Genomic DNA, 19,683 nt, shown 5'->3' with positions numbered 1-19,683 from the left:
GGGGGATCGGGGCCCGTCGGTGCCCTTGGGGTGCGGACCGTGGCGGGTCGGGTGGGTGCGGGGGGGAGGTCGCCGGCCGCTACGGCTCCCACACCGCGACGGCCGTGCGGTCCTCGGCGTCGCCCGCGCCGCGGGGTTGGACGGCGGTGAGGAAGTCGGCCAGGTCCGGCGGTCCGGGGACCGACCAGGCGGCGGCGAGTCGGGCGGCGAAGTCCGGGTCACCGCTCAGCGGTCCCGCCAGCCCCGCGCCGCACAGCAGCAACACGTCTCCCGGGCAGCCCGTCACGACGCGGAACCGGAACGGCGCGGGGCGGGGCGCCGCACCACCGGGTGCCTGCGGCGCGGGCGGGGTGGGTGGTGCGTCCGCCGGTGCGGTGACGGTGGGTTCCAGGTCCTCCCAGCCGCCGTCGCGCAGCCGGAAGAGGCCGCCGGCGCCGACGCCGAAGAACACCCGGGTCCGACAGTCCGGGTCGGCGGGCACCAACAGGCAGCGCAGCGCGGCCGCCTGGCCGTCGGACGCCGCCGGGTCCGCGGCACGGGCGCGCAGTCTGCCGCAGCCGCGGTCCGTGAGGCGCTGGAGCCCCGCCTTGAGCGCGTCGCGCCGACCCGCACGCAGGTCCTGCGCCAGTTGGGTGGAGCAGCCGCCGACGGCGCCGGACGCCCAGGCCCGGACGTCGCGGGCGGCCCGGTGCGCGACCGCCCCCGTCGTGCTCGGGCCGGCGGCGACGGCCAGCAGGAGCAGCGCGTCCCGGCCCGTCCCGAACCGGGCGGTGAGGAACGCCTCGCCGCGCACGTCACCCCGCCCGCGGGCGGCCGCGCCGCGCTGCGACACGGCACGGACCGCGACGGCGCCGCACCGGACGCCGTCCAGAACGGTGTCGGGCACCCAGTCGTCGAGGGCTTCCGGGGCGGTCTGCGGGCAGGTGCCGGGGGCCGCCCCCGAGTCGGCCGCGGGCGAGGGCGAGGACGAGTCGGTCGGGAACGCGGGCGCGCCGGGCGGCGGTGAGGAGGGGGCGACGGGCGGCGGGGCGGCGGGCTCCACGTCGTCGCCCTGCGCGCCCCCGCCCTCCGCCGCCCTGTCCTGCGCGTCGCTGTCCTGCGTGCCCCTGTCCGCCGCGGCTCTCGGCTCGGTGGCCGTCTCCTCGGTGGCCGCCCCCGCGCCCTCGCCCACCTCGACGTCCGGCGCCTCGACGTCCGGCACCTCGACGGGCGGTGCGGCCGGCCACGTGGCGCGCCACGCGAGCGGGGGCGGAGGTGGCTGTGCCGGGCCGGCCGGGTAGGGCGCCGCGCTGCCCGGGAGCTCCCAGGGCCGCGGCTCCCACCCACTCGGCTCCCACGGCCGGGGCTCGAATCCGCTGGGGACGAAGCCCCCGGACGGCGACGCCCCGGGTGCGGCGCCTTCCCCGGTGCGCGGCTCCCCGGCCGCGGGCGCGCCAGGCGGGTCCGGCCGTCCCGGCCCGGCGGGTGGCTCCGGTGCCTCCCACCCGACGCGCGGGTCCGGGACCCGCGGTGCGTCGGGCGAGCGCCGGCGGTCCGGGCCGGTCTGCGGTGGGCCGGCGTCGGCGGACGGGCCGGCGGACCGGCGCCGGCCCACCGTCCGCAACGCCGACTCGATCCGCTCGTCGAGGGTGTCGGAGGCGGCGGCCGGCGGGCCCGCGGCGCGCTCGCCGCCCGCCTCGGGGGCGTCGCCGTACAGCTCCCGCCACCACCAGTCGTCCTCCCTGCCACGGCCCGGCCCCTGCTGCCTCATGGGCCGCATTGTGCCGTGGTGCGGGCCGCCGAAACAGGGCGCGAAAAGGGCATTCCAGGAAGCGCGGGCCGGCCGGTTCCGGCAGGCTTGGGCCATGCCGGCCGGGAAAGAGCCCAGCGCGCGAACCGGCGCCGTGCATGCGCCGTTCGGGGCACGACCGCGCGCCGGCGCCGCCGGGGCGGGCGCATGAACGCCTGGCAGCTGATCGGCGTCGGCCTCGTCCTGCTGCTCGGGGTGCTCGGGGTGCTGGTCCCCGGTCTCCCGGGTCCGCTGGTGGTCTGGGCCGGGCTGCTGTGGTGGGCGACGGCGGAACGGTCCTCCCTCGCCTGGGCGGTGTTGACGTCCGGCACCGCCGTCCTCCTCCTCAACCAGGTGCTCAAGTGGCTGCTGCCGGCGCGCGACCTGCGCGCGGCGGGCGCGCCCTACCGCACACTGCTCCTCGCCGGCGTGACCGGCGTCGCGGGGTTCTTCCTGGTGCCCGTCATCGGGTGCCCGCTGGGCGCGCTCGGCGGCCTCTACGTCCTCGAACGCGTCCGCCTCGGCGGCCACGGCGATGCCTGGGCCTCGACGCGCACGGTCCTGCGCGCCATCGGCCTGAGCGTGCTGGTGGAACTGTTCGCCTGCCTCCTGGTGATGGGCGCCTGGATGGGAGCGGTCTTCGCGCGCTGAGGGCCGGAACCCCCGCGGCCCCCGCCCCCGGGAGCGCGGCCGCAACGGCGGGGCACCACGTCGCCGCGCGGGACGTCGGCGCGTGGCGCGCGCTCGTCCGGGGCACGCGGCGGCGCCCCGTAACGGCGTTACAGGACGCCATGGCGTACCGGGAGCGGGGCCGCGACACGGGCCGGGCGACGCGGACGGCCCTACCGCGCCCCGGCGCGCCCGCCCCGTCCCGCCACGCCCCTAGCCCAGGCCCGATCCCCGCTTCCGTTCCATCATGTGGCGGCCCAGTGCCTGCTTGCGCTTCCAGTCGCGTCGGATCTCGGCACGCAGGCGGACGTCGGTCTTGGCCACGATCCGCTGGTTCTCCCGCTGGAGCTTGCGGTAGCTCTCCAGCCGACGGGTCGCCAACTCGCCGTTTTCCACGGCGTCTTGGACCGCGCAGTCCGGCTCCGCCTCGTGGGCGCAGTCGTGGAACCGGCACTGCCGGGCCAGTTCCTCCACGTCGGAGAACGTCCGGGCCAGCCCGTCCGCCGCGTCCCACATGCCGACGCCGCGCAGCCCCGGCGTGTCGATGAGGACGCCACCGCCGGGCAGCACCAGCAGGTCACGGGTCGTGGTGGTGTGCCGCCCCTTGCCGTCCTGGTCGCGGACCGCCCGCACGTCCTGCACCTCCGCTCCGTGGAGCGCGTTGGCCAGGGTGGACTTGCCGGCGCCGGACCGGCCCAGGAGGACGGCGGTGGCCCCGGCGAGCGCGGCGGTCAGTTCCTCGACGCCGGCGCCGGTCGCCGCGCTGACCGCCAGCACCCGCACACCGGGGGCGGCGGCCGAGGCGTCCGCGACGAGGTGGCCCAGCGCGGCCGGGTCCGCCACCAGGTCCGCCTTGGTGAGCGCCACCAGGGGCTGCGCCCCGCTCTCCCACACCAGGGAGACGAACCGCTCGACGCGGTCGAGGTCCAGCGCCTCGGCCAGGGAGACCGCGACGACGGCGTGCTCGACGTTCGCGGCGAGGACCTGCCCCTCGGAACGCTTGGTCGAGGCCGAACGCAGGATCGCCGTGCGGCGGGGCAGCAACGCCCGCAGCACGCCGTCGAGATGGTCGCCGACGCGACCGTTGTGGAGGTCGACGACGGCCCAGTCGCCGGTGCACGGCACCCGCGTCGGATCGCCGGTCGCCACCAGGGCGGTGTCCAAGAGGACGGTGCGGACGCCGGTGCCGTCCGGCACGACGGCGTCCACGCGGCCGCGGTCGACGCGGACCACGCGGCCGGGCACGAAACCCTGCCCGGCATGGGGGAGGAAACTCTCCGCGAAGCCTTCGTCCCAGCCATAGGCGGTCAGCGGACGGGCAGCGGGGAAGTCGAGGTCGAACAACGGGAAGGCCCTTCGAGAAGGAGCGGTCCCGGCCGTGCGCGCAACGCGCGGGAAACGGAAGGTCGAGTCAGCCGGAGACCACGGAAAGGGGAATGACGATCTTCTGCATGCGGGCAACGCCCTTCGTGGCGACAGTCATCAGTACCCACCTCCCGAAACCTCGACGGCTGAGCGACGGCGGCCCTGGGCCGGCGTCCGAACGCGCCCACCCTAGAACGGGCCCGCACGAGGACGCCAAGGGTTTTTCCCACCGGGAGGTGCCTCCCCGGTGGCCGCGACGCCGACGCGGCGGGTGCTGCGCGCCGTGGCGCCCGGTGCGCAACACTGGAGCGATGACGAGTGAATCCCCCGGTGGTTCCCCTGATTCCCCCGAGGAGGAACCGACCATCATCTGGGAGGGCGCCGACCGGACCGGTCCCGACGGGCTCACCGTCGGTCGCACGGCCGCGCTCGTCGGGGTCAGCGTGAAGACGCTGCACCACTGGGACGCGATCGGCCTGGCCCGCCCGAGCGGCCGCACCTGGGCCGGGTACCGGGTGTACTCCGGTGACGACGTCGCCCGGATCCACCGGATCCTGGTCTACAAGGAGCTCGGGTTCCCGCTGGCCCAGATCGGCCGCCTCCTCGACGACCCGGACGCCGATGCCCGCGCGCACCTGCGCCGGCAGCGGTCCCAGCTCGTGGCGCGCATCGCCCGCCTGGAGAAGATGGTCGGCGCGGTCGAGAAGATGCTGGAGGCGTCGAGGACCGGCATGCGGCTGACCCCGGAGGAGCAGGTCGAGATCTTCGGTGCCGACTGGCAGCCGGCCTGGGTGGACGAGGCCGAGCAGCGCTGGGGCGACACCGCGCAGTGGGGCCAGTACGCGGAACGGGCCGCGCGGATGACGCCGGAGGACTGGCAGGAGGTCGCGGCCTCGACCGAGGCGCTCAACGCCGACCTCGCGGCTGCGCTGCGCGCCGGCGTGACCCCGGGCTCCGACGCGGCGAACGCCCTCGCCGAGCGGCACCGCGCCCTGCTCTCGCGGTACTTCGACACCACCCACGCGATGCACGCCTGCATCGGGCGGATGTTCGTCGACGACCCCGGCTACGCGGAGTACTTCGACGCCCTGGCGCCGGACCTCACCCGGTGGCTGCGCGACGTGATCTTCGCCAACGCCCGGGCGCACGGCGTCGATCCGGACTCCGCGGCCTGGGGGTGACGGCGCCGGGCGCGGTGCCGCACCCGACCCGGCACGGGCCTCAGCGCCCGGCGGGCTCCTCGTGGCCGGCGCGCTCCCGGTCGGTGCCCGGCGCCCCCGAACCGGCCCCGGGGCCGCCGTCGTAGGAGAGGACCGCGTCGAGGTACGCGCCGATGGCGTCGCGGTTGCGGATCAGGCAGGCGATGCGGTCGGTCATCCGGTCGCGTTCGTGCTCCAGGGTGGAGATCATCTCCGGGGTGGCGTCGGGGAAGTAGATGGTCCGGGGCTTGTCCAGGCAGGGCAGGATCTGCTTGATGATGCGGGTCGGCAGGCCGGCGTCGAGCAGGCCCCTGATCTGGAGCACCCGGTCCACGAAGCGGTCGTCGTAGTCGCGGTAGCCGTTCGGGGTGCGGGCGGCGACGATCAGGCCCTGCTCCTCGTAGTAGCGCAGCAGCCGGCGCGGCGTTGCGGTGCGTTCCGACAGTTCCCCGATCCGCATGACGGCTCCTCCCGTGGTGCGTGCTCCCGCCGCGGTCAGGATACGGGCGGGCCGGCGCGGGTTCGCGCCCTCAACTGCGGTTCACGGGGGTCGGGTTGAACGGTCGGTGGAGCGGGGCTCTCCCCCGGTGCACCGGCCCGCCGGCCGGGGCGCGGGCTCAGTCGTGCGGCGGCAGGTGCCGGATCTGGTGGTCGGCGGCGCCGAGGGCCTCGTCGACCAGGCGGCGCAGGTGGCCGTGGCGCAGCGCGTAGACGGCCCGGCGGCCGTCCTTGCGGGTGGTGACCAGTCCGGCCAGCCGGAGGCGGGCGAGGTGCTGGCTGACGGAGGTGCGGGAGGCGCCGCACGCCTCGGTGAGGGTGGTGACGTCGGCCTCGCCGGCGCCGAGGCGCCGCAGCAGGGTCAGTCGGGTGCGGTCGGCGAGGAGTCCGAGGATCTCCACGGCGACGGCCAGCCGCGTGCCGTCGCCGGGCTCCTGCACACCGTGCGCATCTGATAGGTGCATGCGTGCGCTCATACGCACATAATGGGGGGACGAGGGCGCCCGGCACAAGCCGCGCCCCGGACGTCGGGAAGGTGCGATGCCCGTGAACGCGCAGATGCCGGTTTCCGAGCCCCACTCCCACGGCGACGGTCAACCTCACCATCACCACGACCACGAGCCGCACCGGCACACCGGGCCCGCCGGCCGCTCGCACGCCTCCCGCACCGCCCGGCTGCGGCACCGGCTGGCGCACACCCTCACCCCCCACAGCCACGAGGCCCGGGACAAGGTCGATCCGGCGCTGGAGAGCTCCCGGGAGGGCCTGCGCACGCTGTGGCTCTCGCTCGCGGTCCTCGGGCTGACCACCGTGGTCCAGGCCGCCGTCTTCGCCCTGTCCGGTTCGGTGGCGCTGCTCGGCGACGCGCTGCACAACGCCGCCGACGCGCTCACCGCGGTCCCCCTCGGCGTCGCCTTCCTCCTCGGCCGGCGGGCCGCCACCCGCCGCTACACCTACGGGTACGGCCGGGCCGAGGACCTGGCCGGGGTGGTCATTGTGCTCACCATCGCGGCGTCCGCGGTGCCCGCGCTCTACGCGGCCGTCGACCGGCTGCTGCACCCGCGGGACGTATCGCACCTGTGGGCGGTCGCGGCCGCCGCCCTGGTCGGCTTCCTCGGCAACGAGTGGGTGGCCCGCTACCGCATCCGCACCGGCCGCCGGATCGGCTCGGCCGCGCTGGTCGCGGACGGGCTGCACGCGCGCACCGACGGTTTCACGTCGCTGGCGGTGCTGCTGGGCGCGGGCGGTTCGGCGGTGGGCTGGCGGGCCGCGGACCCGGTCGTCGGTCTGCTGATCACCGTCGCGATCCTGCTGGTGCTCAAGGACGCGGCACGGGAGGTGTTCCGGCGGCTGATGGACTCGGTGGACCCAGCGCTCGTGGCGGCGGGCGAGGCGGCGCTGCGGGGCGTGCCCGGCGTCCGCGGCGTGGGACAGGTGCGGATGCGCTGGATCGGCCACGCGCTGCGGGCCGAGGCGGACATCGTCCTCGACCCGCAGCTCACCCTGGCCCGGGGGCACCGGATCGCGGTGGCGGCCGAGCACGCGCTGATCCACGGCGTACCGCGGCTGACCGCGGCCACCGTCCACCTCGACCACACCCCGGAGGACGGCGGGGCGGACCCGCACGCGGCGCTGGCCCACCACGCCCCGGCCCGCTGACCGCCGACCGCTCACCGCAGGATCGCGAGCAGTCCCAGTCCGAACACCACGTAGAACCCGGCCGCCGCGGCCAGCCGGCCGGGGGTGAGCCGGTGCGCGCGCATGGTCAGCAGGAGATAGCCGATCGCCGCCATGGTGATCAGGCCGGACCACAGCAGGGCGGCATCGAACTGCCAGCGGGTGAAGAGCAGGCCGAGGCCGCTGGGGACGGTGGCCTGGATCATCATGGCGCCGGAGATGTTGGCCAGCGCCAGCTTGGTCTTGCCCTGGCGCACCCAGATCACGGCATTCATGATCTCCGGCAGTTCGGTGGCGACCGGCGAGAGCAGCAGCGCGGTGACCGAGGCGGAGAGTCCGAGCATCGGGCCGATGGCGTCCAGTTGATGGACGAAGAGCTGCGAGGCGAAGAAGATCACCACGAGGGTCGCCAGGGTCTGGGCGACCACCGCCCAGGTCGCCGGGGACGCCGCCTTGGGCTGGAACTTCAGCGGCTCCAGTTCGACGCCCTCCGCGTCCTCCTCGTGGTCGCCGCGGATCTCGCGCCAGAAGTAGACCGCGTACACGGCGAAGAACGCGAGGCCGAGCACCGGCTTGAAGGCGAAGGCGACCAGGCCGAGCGCGACCTTGACGACGAACACCGGCAGGAACCAGCTCTGGTCCTTGGCCAGCCGCCGCAACTCCCGCTCCGAGCCCAGCGCCTGTTCCGGCCGTGGCTCGGCGGCCGTCCCGTCCGGCTCCGCGGCGGGCGCACCCGTCGCGGCGGCGGCGCGCCGCTTGCGCCGCTGGAGCAGCAGCATGGTGCCGGTCACGCCGTAGGCGACGGTGGCCAGCGCCAGCGGGCCGCCCATCGCGGCGCCCACACCGATGTCCTTGGCCTCGGGGGTGGCGCCGGTGGTCACCGCGACCAGGGTCACCACGGACTCGGGCAGTGCGGTGCCGAAGGCGGCGAGGATGGTGCCCACCGCCATCCGGCCCACGTTGAGCCGCTCCCCCAGCCATTCCACGGCGTTGACGAACCACTCGCAGGAGAGGTAGATCGCCACCGCGCACGCGATGAGCAGAACGAAGTGCAACACGCTGATCGTCAGCCTTTCCGCTCCGGCGGGCCTCGACGACGACCGGCGTGGGAGCGGCGGCACGACTTCGACCCCGCCGACGCGTTCTCAGTCGTCGACAAAGGGCCGAAGGTCTCGCCCGCCCGCACAGTCACTGCGTGGGCCCGGCCACCGGGAGCCTGTTGCGGCTCCAGTGTGTCGACGACCGGTTCGCGGGGCTACTCCCCTTCGCAGTCACTCACCCTACACACCGCGGGCGCGGCGGCACGTCGGCGGAAGCGGACGTGCCGGCGGCGTCAGGCGGGCCGTTGATGCCGTTGGAGCCGTTGCAGCGAGGCGACCAGCTGATCCACCTCCTCGGGGGTGTTGTAGAGGGCGAGCGAGGCGCGGGCCGCGCTCCGCAGTCCGTAGTGGGCGAGGGCCGGCTGGGCGCAGTGGTGGCCGGCGCGAACGGCGATGCCGTCCCGGTCGAGCCAGTCGGCGATCCGGGCCGGGTCGTGGCCGGCCAGGGTGAAGGTCAGCACCGCGATCCGGTCCGCGGCGGAGCCGATCAGGTCCAGTCCGGGGACCGCGGCCAGCGCCTGCTGGGCGTAGGCGAGCAGGTCGGTCTCGTAGGCGGCGACGGCGTGCCGGTCGAAGCCGGTCAGCCAGTTGATCGCGGCGAGCAGGCCGACCACGCCGGCGATGTGTCCGGTGCCGGCCTCCAGGCGGTGCGGGACGGGGGCGTAGACGGTGCGGTCGAAGGAGACGGACTCGATCATGTTGCCGCCGCCCTGCCACGGCGCCATCGCTTCCAGCACCTCCGGCTTGGCGTACAGGGCGCCGATGCCGGTGGGGGCGAACAGCTTGTGGCCGGAGAAGACGTAGAAGTCGGCGTCGAGGTCCACCACGTCGACCGGGAAGTGGGCCACCGCCTGGGCGCCGTCGACCAGCACCTTGGCCCGGTAGCGGTGGGCCAGCGCGGTCATCTCCTTGACCGGCGGGACGGTGCCGAGGACGTTCGACGCCTGGCTGAGCGCGACCAGCCGGGTCCGCAGGGAGAGCCGGTCGGCGTAGGCGTCGAGGTCGATCTGCCCGTCGGGCCGGAGCGGGACGGGCACCACCCGGGCCCGGGTCTCCTTGGCGACCATCTGCCAGGGGACGATGTTGGAGTGGTGCTCCAGTTCCGGTACGAGGATGTCGTCGCCGGGGCCGAGGTGGGCCCGACCCCAGCTCTGGGCCACGAGGTTGATCGCCTCGGTGGTGCCGCGGGTGAAGACGATCTCGTCCGGGGACGCCGCGCCCAGGAAGCGGGCGACCGCGGCCCGACCCCCCTCGTACGCCTCGGTGGCCTCGCGGGCCATGGTGTGCGCCCCGCGGTGGATGTTGGAGTTGCCGGCGCCGTAGAAGCCGGACACCGCCTCGATGACCTGGCGGGGTTTCTGGGTGGTGGCCCCGTTGTCGAGCCAGACCAGCGGTTTGCCGTTGACGGTCCGGTGCAGGATCGGGACGTCGCGGCGCGCCAACTCCGGTGTGAAGGCGGCCGGTCGGGTGAGCCGGCGGCCCGTCGGGGCGGGCGTGGACGGGGCCGTGGCGGTGGGTGCGGCCGTCGGCGCGTGGGAGCCCGGGTCCGTGCCGGGCGCGGTGGTGGCGACGCCCGGCGGCGGCGGGGCCGCGGCACCGGGGATTCCCGGAACGGCCGGCGCGGCCAGCGGGGATCCCGGGGCGTCAGGAGTAGTCATGGTAACGGGACACCTCGACGTTCTGGAGGACGGCGAGGGCGTCCTCGACGAGGACCGCGGCGTTGAAGTACGCGGTCATCAGGTACGAGGTGATGCCCTTCGTGTCGACGCCCATGTTCCGCATGGCCAGGCCCGGTTCGATCTCGTCGGCGACGCTCGCCGGGCGCAGTCCGACCACGCCCTGCTCGGCCTCGCCCACCCGCATCAAGAGGATCTCGGTGGTGCCGGTGTCGGCCCCGCCGGTGAACCGCACCTTGTCGGAGGGGAGCAGCGGCACGCCGCGCCAGGTCAGCAGCGGACTGCCGAAGCCGGTGTCGATGACCGGGGGCACGCCCCGCCGGGTGCACTCCCGGCCGAACGCGGCGATGGCGCGGGGGTGCGCGAGGAAGTACGCGGGCTGCTTCCAGACCCGGGTGAGCAGTTCGTCGAGGTCGTCGGGGGTGGGGGCGCCGGTCCGGGCCTGCACGCGCTGACCGGGGGCGACGTTGCGGAAGAGGCCGTGCTCGGGGTGGTTGAGGAGCGCGTCCTCCTGGCGTTCGCGGAGCGCGTGCGCGGTGAGGTTGGCCTGGGCGCGGGTCTGGTCGATGGGGCCGTTGTAGAGGTCGGAGACCCGGGTGTGGACGCGCAGCACGGTCTGGGCGAGGTTCATGTGGTACTCGCGGGGCGCGTCCTCGTAGTCGACGAAGGTCGCCGGCAGGTCGGGTTCGCCGACGTGTCCGGAGCTGAGGTCGACCGGCACCTCGCTGCCCGGCAGCACGCCGTCGGCCGCCAGGTAGGCGTCGAGGCCGGCGCGCAGCGACGGGTCGCGGTCGACCACCCGGGCCAGGGCGGCGCGGTCGAGACAGAGCGCGGTGCCGGGCGTGACGGCGGTGACCTGGTAGGGCATCGGTGCGGCGCGGGTCCAGGCGTCGAGGTCGAAGAACTGGCCGTCGCCGACGACTTCGAGGAGCGCTTCCTCCCCGTAGCGGCCGCGGGCCCGCTTCTCGGCTCGGCCCTGGACGATGACGAGCAGCCGGTCCGACACCGTGCCGCCCTCGGCGAGGACTTGACCGGTGTCGAAGGGCACCTGCGCGAAGGCGCCGGCGAGTTCGGTCAGCAGCGCGTCGTCCGCGTCCCGCAGGTACGGCAGTTCGCGCAGGTCGCCGGGGATGACGCGGTGGGCGTCGCCGTCCTGGTAGGTGGCGAGGCGGTCGTCGCCGAGGACGTAGGTGCGGCGGCGGTTGACGCGGAAGACGCCGGACTCGACGTCCACCCACGGCAGCGCGCGCAGCAGGTAGCGCGGGGTGATGCCGCGCATCTGGGGTGCGGTCTTGGTGGTGGTCGCGAGCTGGCGTGCGGCGTCCGGGGCGAGCGTCATCCGGTCGTTCACGGAGAACCTCCTTGTGGGACCGAGGGCATGCCGGCCGAGCGGCGCGGGGCCGGTGGCATGCGGGACCCCGGGATCGTCGGGCCGGGAATCGGCGCCCCGCAACGGCCCGTTGGCGGGCCGCCGGCCGGAATCGGTCGATGCCCGCTCCCCCAACTCCCGGACACCCGTGCGACTACCTTGTGTCGCACCGCCACTACGCCCCGTGGAATCGGTGCCCGAAGGCTCGCCGGCGGGGGCCCTTGCAGCCCGGCGCGACACCCTGCCGCCTTCCGCATCCGACCAAATTTGCCCTCATAAAGCCGCTTTGTTATTCCGAAAGGAACACTTATGACGCCGGCGCAGCTGATCGCTACCCGGGGGCGCACAATGCTAAATATGGCGCGTGATGGAAAATTTCGGGCGAAAGAGATCTTCCAGGCGTGAGGGGGGACGCCGTCTTCGCTCGGTGCTGAGCGTGCACAGCGTCGCGGGCCAGGTGCTCGTGCTGCAGCTCGCCCTGGTGGTGCTGCTGGTCGTGGCAGCCGGGGTGGCGCTCGCCCTCCAGGCCCAGCAGGCGAGCCTGGAGGAGGCCAAACAGCGGTCCTCGGTCGCCGCAACGGCCTTCGCGCACGCTCCGGGGACGGCCGCCGCCATGCAGTCCGCCGACCCCACCGCCCGGCTCCAGCCCCGCGCCGAGGACGCCCGCAAGGAGGCCGGGCTCGACTACCTCGTCGCGTTCAGCCCGTCCGGGATCCGCTGGACCCACCCCAACCCGCACCTGATCGGCAAGCAGGTCCCCGGCGGCTACGGCCCCGCGCTCGCCGGACGGACGGTCACCTCCACCTCCCACTCGGCCTTCGGCCGCGCCGTGGACACCACGGTGCCGGTGAAGGCCGCCGACGGCCGGGTCGTCGGGCTCGTCGCGGCCGGCATCAAGGTGCAGCGGACCAACGAGTGGGCGTTGCAGCGCCTCCCGCTGCTGATCGGCAGCGCGGCCGGCGCGCTGGTCCTCGGGATCGCCGGGGTGGCCCTGGTGAGCCGCCGGCTGCGCCGGCAGACGCACGGCCTGGACCCGGCCGAGATGACCCGGATGTACGACCACCACGACGCCGTGCTGCACGCCGTGCGCGAAGGGGTGCTCATCATCGGCAGCGACGGGCGGCTGCTGCTCGCCAACGACGAGGCCCGCCGGCTGCTCGACCTGCCCGCCGACGCCGAGCACCGCCGGATCACCGAACTGGGCCTGGAGCCGGGCACGGCCGACCTGCTGGCCTCCGGCCGGGCGGCGACCGACGAGGTGCACCCCGCCGGCGACCGGCTGCTCGCGGTGAACATCCGCCCCACCGCCCCCTACGGCGGCCCCGCGGGCACCGCGGTCACCCTGCGGGACACCACCGAACTCCAGGCGCTGACCGGCAAGGCCGAGGTCGCCCAGCGGCGGCTGAAGCTGCTCTACGACGCCGGGATGCGGATCGGCAGCACGCTGGACGTGGTCCGCACGGCGGAGGAACTCGCCGCGGTCGCCGTCCCGCGGTTCGCCGACGTGGTCTCCGTCGAACTGCTGGAGCCGGTGCTGCGCGGCGACGAACCGACCGGGGAACACGCCCCGATGCGCCGGCTGGCGGTCCGCGGCGTCCCTGAGGACTCGGCCGCCTACCGCGTCGGCGAACGCATCCGGTTCGTCCCCGGCAGCCCGATCACCGCGGGCATCGCCGACGCCCGCCCGGTCCTCGTCCCCGACCTGCGCGCCGAGCGGGCGTGGCGGGACCAGGACCCGGTCGACACCCGGCGGATCCTGGACAACGGCATCCGCTCGCTGATCGCGGTGCCGTTGCGGGCCCGGGGCGTGGTGCTGGGCCTGGCCAACTTCTGGCGGGCCGAGAGCTCCGAGACGTTCGGCGCGGAGGACCTGTCGTTCGCCGAGGAGCTGGCCGCCCGGGCCGCGATCTCCATCGACAACGCCCGCCGCTACACCCGCGAGCACGCCACCACCATCACCCTCCAGCGCAGCCTCCTGCCGCGAGCGCTGCCCCGGCAGTCGGCACTGGAGGTCGCCCACCGCTACCTGCCGGCGCAGGCCGGGGTCGGCGGCGACTGGTTCGACCTCATCCCGCTGCCCGGCGCCCGGGTCGCCCTGGTCGTCGGCGACGTCGTCGGCCACGGCCTGCACGCCGCCGCCACCATGGGCCGGCTGCGCACCGCGGTCCTCAACTTCTCCGCCCTGGACCTGCCGCCCGACGAACTCCTGGGGCACCTGGACGAACTCGTCAGCCACATCGACACCGACGAGGCCCGCACCGACGGCATGGGCCCCGACGGGGAGAGCCACGGCATCGGCGGCGGGGCGGCGGGGCGGGACGGGGAACTGCCGCCGGCGGACCGCCCGTACGCGGCGGACGCCGGGCCTGACGGAACGTCCGCCACGGGCACCGCCGGAACGCGGGATCCGGACGCCCCGGCGCTGGAGGACGAGTCCCTCGTCGGCGACGGCACCGCCGGCATCACCGGCGCCACCTGCCTCTACGCCATCTACGACCCGGTCGCCGGCCGCGTCACGCTGGCCCGCGCGGGCCATCCCGGCCCGGCCCTGGTCCTGCCCGACGGCCCGGTCTCCTTCCCCGACGTCCCGGTCGCACCGCCCCTGGGCCTGGGCGGCGGGATGCCGGTGGAGACCGTCGACCTGACCCTGCCCGAGGGGTCCCGGCTCGTCCTCTACACCGACGGGCTCATCGAGGACCGCGAACGCGACATCGACACCGGCCTGGAACTGCTGCGCACCACCCTCGCCGGCGCCCCCGACGCCTCCCCCGAGCAGACCTGCACGGCCGTCCTGGACGCCATGCTGCCCGCGCACCCCAGCGACGACATCGCGCTGCTCGTCGCCCGCACCAAACTGCTCCCCGCGGACCGGATCGCCGAATGGGACGTCCCCTCCGACCCGGCGGCCGTCGGCCCGGTCCGTGCCGCCTGCATGCGCACCCTGGAGTCCTGGGGACTGGACGAGATCGGCTTCACCACCGAGCTGATCCTCAGCGAACTGATCACCAACGCGATCCGCTACGGCGCCCAGCCCATCCGGGTCCGCCTGCTGTACGACCGCGCCCTGATCTGCGAGGTCTCCGACGGCACCAGCGCCTCCCCGCACCTGCGGCGGGCCACCGCCACCGACGAGGGCGGGCGCGGGCTGTTCCTCGTCGCCCAGTTCGCGCAACGCTGGGGGACGCGCTACACCCCGAGCGGCAAGGTCATCTGGACCGAGCAGACCCTCGACGGGATGCGGCCGTCGAACGGCCCCGAGGACGGCGGCATCGACACCCTCCTCGACCAGTGGGACGAATCGGCCCTGTGAGCCGCGCGGTGCCCCGCGGGGCGTCCGCGCACCGGATGCAGCCCCCGCCGCCCCTCGCTAACCTCGTTCGGAGGGCCGTCGAACGGGTCGTCGGCACGACCGCCCCAGGGCCCGCCCCGTACGCGCGCACGCGCCCGCGGCCCGCCGCGGCCCCCCACCGGACGGCCCCCGACCGGTGGCCCCCGCTTCCCCTCCCGCTCTCTCCGGCCCGGATCCGACGGCGCGGAACGGCTCTGCCGGTCCGGCCGCGTCTGACCTCTGGAGGCCCCCATGATGCAGCTGCCCGAACCCCGCGACGTCGCCCCCCGTCTGGCCAGCGGCGCCTTCATCCTGAACGCCGGGCTCACGATGTGGAAGTCCGACCGGGAGGCCGCCGAAGCGGTCCACGGCATGGCGTCCGCCGCGTACCCGTTCCTGGCGAAGCTGCCCCCGGAGCGGTTCACCCGGCTGCTGGCGGCCTCGGAGATCGCGGTCGGCGCCGCGCTGCTCGCCCCGTTCGTCCCGACCCGGCTGGCGGGCGTCGCGCTGACCGGGTTCGCCGGCGGGCTGGTCGGCCTGTACCTGCGGCTGCCCGGCATGCACCGGCCGGGCAGCCTCCGCCCCACCCAGGACGGCCTGCCGCTGGCCAAGGACGCCTGGCTGCTGGGCATGGGCCTCGGATTCCTGTGCGTCCCGTGCGGTTCACGGGCCCACCGCGAACAGCACTGTCGCCACTGTCACCGTGGGCGCCGCTGTCGCTGGGGGCACTGAAGTCGTTCCGCGACGCCTGCCGCGGTGCCCTGCGGTTCGCCGCAGGACACCGGGACGTCACCCGGTGCCGGCGCCCCCACCGCCGGCCGCCCGTGCCGCCCGGCGGCCGCGTGCGGCCGCCGCGCACACCGCGCCGGCCAGCCCGGCCCCCGCGAGGACCCACAGGCTGGTCCGGTCGGCCTGCTGCCAGCCCAGCTCGGCGTGCTGGTGCACCACGAACCCGTCGAAGAACATCCAGGAGACCAGGACGACGGCGGGCACCAGGCGGGGCCGGGCCGCGGCGGCGATGCCGACGGTCAGCAGCGCGAACGCGGCGAGCGAGAGCCAGCGGTGACCGGCCTGACCGGTCACCAACAGGGCGGTCACCGCGACCGCCGTGACCGCCGTGCCCACCGGCAACGCCAGATCACGGCCGAGCGCGTCGGCCGCCGGCGCCGGGCCGACGGCCCGCGCCACGGGTGCCGGCCGCACGTCGGCCGCCGGGCGCCGGGTGCGCGGGGCGGGCGGGGGATGCGCGGGGAGCGGGTGGTGGAGGGCGGCCATGGGAACACCTCCTGGGACCTGCCCCGGGGAAGGGGGCAGGGGGCGGGACGGGCAGCCGGACACGTGGCCGGGGCCTGGTGCCAGGGTGCGCGGACCGGGGAGGGGGAACACGGATCGGCGGGGAACTTAACGCCGCGCGTACGGCGGGTGCGCGGTTTCTGACGCGTCCCTGACGCCGGGGGGATGGACGCCGGATGGTCCCGGACGCGCCCCTGGGGCGATCGGGCGCGGGAGCGTGTTGCATACTCGCTCCTCGTTGCCCGGCGGTTCCGGGCAGCGCCCCATGGGGCGAAGGCGACAAACGGCGAAAGACGGCGAGTTGGGCGGAATCACCCGTTAACGCGGCAGGCGGTCCGGTGCGCCGTCCTGCCCCTCCACGGGACACCACTCCTCGCCCGGCACTCGGCCTCGACCCACCCGCTCCCCCCTCAACCCCATCCACCCCATCACCCCGTCGACCGCCCGTTGCGGCGGCCGGCGGACCAATGACGATCGGCAGGACGTGGCCGCATGACCAGTACCCAGGTGGACCCCACTCCGCCGCCCGCCGCCACCCCACGCAGGTGGCGGTCCTGGCTGCTGGACGGGCTCAGCGAGCAGAGCGCCCGCCACCCCGGGCCGCACGGCACGCCGCCCGCCGAGCACAAGGGGCACTCCTGGTGGCGGGTGATGTGCCTGACGGGTGTCGACTACTTCTCGACGCTGGGCTACCAGCCGGGCATCGCCGCGCTGGCGGCCGGGCTGCTGTCGCCGTTCGCCACGCTGGTGCTGATCGCGCTGACCCTGCTGGGCGCGCTGCCGGTCTACCGGCGGGTGGCCAAGGAGAGCCCGCAGGGCGAGGGTTCGATCGCCATGCTGGAACGGCTGCTGCCCTGGTGGGCGGGGAAGCTGCTGGTGCTGGTGCTGTTGGGGTTCGCGGCCACGGACTTCGTCATCACGATGACGCTGTCGGCGGCGGACGCCTCGGCGCACGTCGTGGAGAATCCCTTCGCCCCGGCCGCGCTGCACGGCGCGAACCTCTGGATCACGCTGCTGCTGCTCGCCGCCCTGGGCGCGGTCTTCCTCAAGGGCTTCCGGGAGGCGATCGGCATAGCCGTGGCGCTGGTCGGCGTCTACCTGGTCCTCAACGTCGTCGTGCTGGCCACGTCGGCCTGGCAGGTGCTCTCCCACCCGGTGGCGATCGGCAACTGGTGGGACGCGATGACCGCGCAGCACTCCTCACCGCTGGCGATCGTCGGCGTCGCCCTGCTGGTCTTCCCGAAGCTGGCGCTGGGCATGTCGGGTTTCGAGACCGGCGTGGCCGTGATGCCGCAGGTGCGCGGCGACGCCACCGACGACCCGGCCAAGCCGGCCGGCCGGATCCGGGACACCCGCCGGCTGCTGACCACCGCGGCGCTCATCATGAGCGGCTTCCTGCTCCTGTCGAGCCTGGCCACCACCATCCTGATCCCGCAGCAGGAGTTCGCGCCCGGCGGCGCGGCCAACGGGCGGGCGCTGGCGTACCTGGCGCACCAGCACCTCGGTGAGGCGTTCGGCACCGTCTACGACATCTCGACCATCGCGATCCTGTGGTTCGCCGGCGCGTCGGCGATGGCGGGGCTGCTCAACCTCGTGCCGCGCTACCTGCCGCGCTACGGCATGGCCCCGGAGTGGACCCGCGCGGTGCGCCCGCTGGTGCTGATCTTCCTGGCCATCGCGTTCGGGATCACGTGCGTCTTCGACGCCAGCGTCGACGAGCAGAGCGGCGCCTACGCGACCGGCGTGCTGGTGCTGATGCTCTCCGCCTCGTTCGCCTCGACCGTCGCCGCCCGGCACCGCGGGCACCGGGGCGCCGCCATCGGGTTCGGTGCGATCACCCTGGTCTTCGGCTACACGCTCGTCACCAACGTCATCGAGCGGCCGGACGGCCTGAAGATCGCGCTGCTGTTCATCCTCGGCATCCTGCTGACGTCGTTCGCCTCGCGGGTGCACCGCGCCTTCGAACTGCGCGCCGCGGACGTGGTGTTCGACGAGACCGCGGAGCGGCTGATCGAGGAGGCGCTGGCCGCCGGGCCGCTGCGGGTGATCGCCAACGAGCCCGACGAGCGGAACGCGGCCGACTACCGGGAGAAGGAGTACAGCCAGCGCGAGGAGACCCACATCCCCGACCGGGGACCGGTGTTGTTCCTGGAGGTACTGGTCGAGGACTCGTCGGACTTCACCGCTGAGCTGCACGTGCACGGCGTGGAGGCGTACGGCACGCGGATCCTGCGGGTGCACGGGGCGGGCGTGCCGAACACCATCGCGGCGGTGCTGATGCAGCTGCGGGAGCGGACCGGGCAGGTGCCGCACATCTACTTCAACTGGACCGAGGGCCATCCGCTGAGCCACCTGCTGCGGTTCCTGGTGTTCGGTGACGGCGAGGTGGCGCCGGTCACCCGCGAGGTGCTGCGCCGCGCGGAGCCGGACCTGCGGCGCCGCCCGCGGGTCCACGTGGGCTGACGCCGCCCGCCCCGCACTCGGCCGCCGGATCACTTCCGGCGGCCGAGTGCGGTGGCCCGGGTGTGCGACCAGCCGGCGAGCAGCACCCCGGCGGCGGTGGCGGCGAGGTAGCCGGTCAGCACGACCGGGAAGCCGCCGAGCCCGCCCAGAAGGCCGGTGTCGCCGTGGTCGACGAGCAGCCGGAACGCGCCCTGGCCGGCGATCCCCACCAGGACCATGCCGATGATCTGGAGGACGTCGTACTTCATCGCACACCTCGCAACGGGTCGGAAGTCGAAAGACGGAAGTCAGAAGCCGGAAGACGAAAGCGCCTGCCGGGGCGTCAGCCGCGCCGGTCGATGCGTCGGATAACGTCACCCGGCTACGGTACGAACGTATCAGCGCTCACGACCTCGAATGAGGCTTGAGGACCGTTGAATTCGCTTTTCGTCACAGTATTTGCGAGGTGCCGGATGGGGTCGGAGCGTGCGGAAAAGGGGCCGTCGTGCCGGGTGTGCGGTGCGGCGCTGGCACCGTCCGGGCGGGGCCGGCCCGCGCTCTACTGCTCGCGCAGCTGCCAGGCGCGGGCGTACCGGCGGCGCAGGCACCCGCCGGTGCCGACGCCCGCCGGCGACGCGGAGCGGACGGTGTCCGGGGCCGGCGGCGCGGCGGCGGACAAGCGGCGGCGGATCGTCGAGGCGGTGTGGTGGATCGCGGCGGAGCGCGGGCTGCACGCGGCGAGCATGCGCGAGGTCGCGGCCCGGGCCGGGGTCTCGGTGCGGGCCGTGCAGTACCACTTCGCGGACAAGCACCGGCTGTTGGTGGACGCGTTGCGGCTGCTGCACGAGGAGAACGAGCGGATCGCGCGCACCCGTATCCGGTTCGACCCGGCCGATCCACGGGGGCTGCTGCGGTCCGTGCTGGACGAGTTCCTGCCGCTGGACGCCCAACGGACCGCGGCCCTACGCGTGTTCGCGGCGTACTACGCGCGCAGCCTGACCGATCCGGCGCTGGCCCGGGTGTTCCTGCCCGGAGACCATCCGCTGGAGGAGCTGGTCGCGGGGATCCTCGCCACGGCCCGGGATGCCGGACGCACCGCGCCCGGGCTGGACGTCCGCCTGGAGGCCGACCTGCTGGTGGCGGCCGCGGTGGGACTGGGCGGTGACGTGCTGCACGGCCGGCGGACGTTGGCGCAGGCGCGGCGGGCGCTGGAGTACCGCCTGGGCACGCTCTTCGCCGAGGGGCCCGGTCGGGCCGACGGGCCGGGCTGACGCGAGACGGCGGGGCGCGCCCGGGACG

Annotated in this window: 16 protein-coding genes; 7 read left to right on the top strand and 9 right to left on the bottom strand. The window is 74.8% G+C overall.

The window, feature by feature from the left end:
- Positions 1 to 79: 79 nt before the first annotated feature.
- The gene (locus ACJ6WD_RS19645) at positions 80 to 1,750 is read right to left on the bottom strand and encodes a hypothetical protein (protein ID WP_407616252.1); all 1,671 of its coding nucleotides are present in this window, start codon (positions 1,748 to 1,750) and stop codon (positions 80 to 82) included.
- Between the two features lie 186 nt (positions 1,751 to 1,936).
- On the opposite strand from ACJ6WD_RS19645, the gene ACJ6WD_RS19640 reads away from it, so the two are divergent.
- On the top strand, positions 1,937 to 2,419 hold the full coding sequence (locus ACJ6WD_RS19640; protein WP_331246732.1) for a DUF456 domain-containing protein: 483 nt from the start codon (positions 1,937 to 1,939) through the stop codon (positions 2,417 to 2,419).
- Between the two features lie 231 nt (positions 2,420 to 2,650).
- Here ACJ6WD_RS19640 and rsgA read toward each other — a convergent pair whose 3' ends face one another.
- Positions 2,651 to 3,781, bottom strand: a complete 1,131-nt coding sequence (gene rsgA / locus ACJ6WD_RS19635; protein WP_233657909.1) for a ribosome small subunit-dependent GTPase A — start codon at positions 3,779 to 3,781, stop codon at positions 2,651 to 2,653.
- 332 nt (positions 3,782 to 4,113) lie between these two features.
- On the opposite strand from rsgA, the gene ACJ6WD_RS19630 reads away from it, so the two are divergent.
- Entirely contained in the window at positions 4,114 to 4,983 is an 870-nt protein-coding gene (locus tag ACJ6WD_RS19630; RefSeq protein ID WP_233657908.1) for a MerR family transcriptional regulator, read from the top strand.
- Positions 4,984 to 5,023: 40 nt separating this feature from the next.
- Here the strand turns inward: ACJ6WD_RS19630 and ACJ6WD_RS19625 are convergent, their stop codons facing one another.
- Positions 5,024 to 5,461: a MerR family transcriptional regulator gene (locus tag ACJ6WD_RS19625; protein ID WP_233657907.1), complete on the bottom strand. Its 438-nt coding sequence runs from the start codon at positions 5,459 to 5,461 to the stop codon at positions 5,024 to 5,026.
- Between the two features lie 157 nt (positions 5,462 to 5,618).
- Positions 5,619 to 5,975: a metalloregulator ArsR/SmtB family transcription factor gene (locus ACJ6WD_RS19620; protein ID WP_037632240.1), complete on the bottom strand. Its 357-nt coding sequence runs from the start codon at positions 5,973 to 5,975 to the stop codon at positions 5,619 to 5,621.
- A 64-nt stretch (positions 5,976 to 6,039) separates the two neighbouring features.
- Here ACJ6WD_RS19620 and ACJ6WD_RS19615 point away from each other — a divergent pair, with 64 nt between their 5' ends.
- Positions 6,040 to 7,158: a cation diffusion facilitator family transporter gene (locus tag ACJ6WD_RS19615; RefSeq protein ID WP_374206798.1), complete on the top strand. Its 1,119-nt coding sequence runs from the start codon at positions 6,040 to 6,042 to the stop codon at positions 7,156 to 7,158.
- Between the two features lie 11 nt (positions 7,159 to 7,169).
- Here ACJ6WD_RS19615 and ACJ6WD_RS19610 read toward each other — a convergent pair whose 3' ends face one another.
- The 3 genes from ACJ6WD_RS19610 to ACJ6WD_RS19600 form a co-directional block, all read right to left on the bottom strand.
- A complete protein-coding gene (locus tag ACJ6WD_RS19610; RefSeq protein ID WP_331246730.1) occupies positions 7,170 to 8,234 on the bottom strand; it encodes a sodium:calcium antiporter in 1,065 nt (354 codons plus the stop codon).
- A gap of 275 nt (positions 8,235 to 8,509) precedes the next feature.
- A complete protein-coding gene (locus ACJ6WD_RS19605) occupies positions 8,510 to 9,934 on the bottom strand; it encodes a SufS family cysteine desulfurase (protein WP_407616251.1) in 1,425 nt (474 codons plus the stop codon).
- Entirely contained in the window at positions 9,921 to 11,303 is a 1,383-nt protein-coding gene (locus ACJ6WD_RS19600; protein ID WP_331246728.1) for a family 2B encapsulin nanocompartment shell protein, read from the bottom strand. Before ACJ6WD_RS19600 ends, ACJ6WD_RS19605 begins: the two co-directional genes overlap by 14 nt.
- A 445-nt stretch (positions 11,304 to 11,748) precedes the next feature.
- Here ACJ6WD_RS19600 and ACJ6WD_RS19595 point away from each other — a divergent pair, with 445 nt between their 5' ends.
- Complete coding sequence (locus ACJ6WD_RS19595; protein WP_407616250.1) at positions 11,749 to 14,631, top strand: SpoIIE family protein phosphatase; 2,883 nt, start codon at positions 11,749 to 11,751, stop codon at positions 14,629 to 14,631.
- Positions 14,632 to 14,901: 270 nt separating this feature from the next.
- Positions 14,902 to 15,381, top strand: a complete 480-nt coding sequence (locus tag ACJ6WD_RS19590) for a hypothetical protein (RefSeq protein WP_233657901.1) — start codon at positions 14,902 to 14,904, stop codon at positions 15,379 to 15,381.
- Positions 15,382 to 15,438: 57 nt separating this feature from the next.
- Here ACJ6WD_RS19590 and ACJ6WD_RS19585 read toward each other — a convergent pair whose 3' ends face one another.
- Entirely contained in the window at positions 15,439 to 15,924 is a 486-nt protein-coding gene (locus ACJ6WD_RS19585; RefSeq protein ID WP_407616249.1) for a hypothetical protein, read from the bottom strand.
- A 510-nt stretch (positions 15,925 to 16,434) separates the two neighbouring features.
- Here ACJ6WD_RS19585 and ACJ6WD_RS19580 point away from each other — a divergent pair.
- Positions 16,435 to 18,405, top strand: a complete 1,971-nt coding sequence (locus tag ACJ6WD_RS19580) for an amino acid transporter (RefSeq protein ID WP_407616248.1) — start codon at positions 16,435 to 16,437, stop codon at positions 18,403 to 18,405.
- A gap of 29 nt (positions 18,406 to 18,434) precedes the next feature.
- On the opposite strand, the gene ACJ6WD_RS19575 is transcribed toward ACJ6WD_RS19580, so the two are convergent.
- The gene (locus ACJ6WD_RS19575; RefSeq protein ID WP_331246725.1) at positions 18,435 to 18,653 is read right to left on the bottom strand and encodes a hypothetical protein; all 219 of its coding nucleotides are present in this window, start codon (positions 18,651 to 18,653) and stop codon (positions 18,435 to 18,437) included.
- Between the two features lie 345 nt (positions 18,654 to 18,998).
- Between ACJ6WD_RS19575 and ACJ6WD_RS19570 the strand changes: the two genes are divergently transcribed.
- Positions 18,999 to 19,655 carry a TetR/AcrR family transcriptional regulator gene (locus ACJ6WD_RS19570; protein ID WP_407616247.1) on the top strand — a complete coding sequence of 219 codons (657 nt, stop codon included), beginning with the start codon at positions 18,999 to 19,001 and terminating at the stop codon, positions 19,653 to 19,655.
- Positions 19,656 to 19,683 lie beyond the last annotated feature (28 nt).

Origin of the sequence: Streptomyces sp. VTCC 41912 (assembly GCF_045799175.1) — a bacterium.
GTDB lineage: Bacteria > Actinomycetota > Actinomycetes > Streptomycetales > Streptomycetaceae > Streptomyces > Streptomyces albulus_C.
The sequence above is the reverse complement of the archived record's forward strand: the minus strand, read 5'-3'. Positions and strand labels throughout refer to the sequence as shown.

What these genes read in the sequence shown, in the direction of transcription:
- ACJ6WD_RS19645 (WP_407616252.1), bottom strand. Translation starts at nt 1,750, where the DNA reads ATGAGGCAGCAGGGGCCGGGCCGTGGCAGGGAGGACGACTGGTGGTGG.
- ACJ6WD_RS19640 (WP_331246732.1), top strand. Translation starts at nt 1,937, where the DNA reads ATGAACGCCTGGCAGCTGATCGGCGTCGGCCTCGTCCTGCTGCTCGGG.
- ACJ6WD_RS19630 (WP_233657908.1), top strand. Translation starts at nt 4,114, where the DNA reads ATGACGAGTGAATCCCCCGGTGGTTCCCCTGATTCCCCCGAGGAGGAA.
- ACJ6WD_RS19625 (WP_233657907.1), bottom strand. Translation starts at nt 5,461, where the DNA reads ATGCGGATCGGGGAACTGTCGGAACGCACCGCAACGCCGCGCCGGCTG.
- ACJ6WD_RS19620 (WP_037632240.1), bottom strand. Translation starts at nt 5,975, where the DNA reads ATGAGCGCACGCATGCACCTATCAGATGCGCACGGTGTGCAGGAGCCC.
- ACJ6WD_RS19615 (WP_374206798.1), top strand. Translation starts at nt 6,040, where the DNA reads ATGCCCGTGAACGCGCAGATGCCGGTTTCCGAGCCCCACTCCCACGGC.
- ACJ6WD_RS19605 (WP_407616251.1), bottom strand. Translation starts at nt 9,934, where the DNA reads ATGACTACTCCTGACGCCCCGGGATCCCCGCTGGCCGCGCCGGCCGTT.
- ACJ6WD_RS19590 (WP_233657901.1), top strand. Translation starts at nt 14,902, where the DNA reads ATGATGCAGCTGCCCGAACCCCGCGACGTCGCCCCCCGTCTGGCCAGC.
- ACJ6WD_RS19585 (WP_407616249.1), bottom strand. Translation starts at nt 15,924, where the DNA reads ATGGCCGCCCTCCACCACCCGCTCCCCGCGCATCCCCCGCCCGCCCCG.
- ACJ6WD_RS19580 (WP_407616248.1), top strand. Translation starts at nt 16,435, where the DNA reads ATGACCAGTACCCAGGTGGACCCCACTCCGCCGCCCGCCGCCACCCCA.
- ACJ6WD_RS19575 (WP_331246725.1), bottom strand. Translation starts at nt 18,653, where the DNA reads ATGAAGTACGACGTCCTCCAGATCATCGGCATGGTCCTGGTGGGGATC.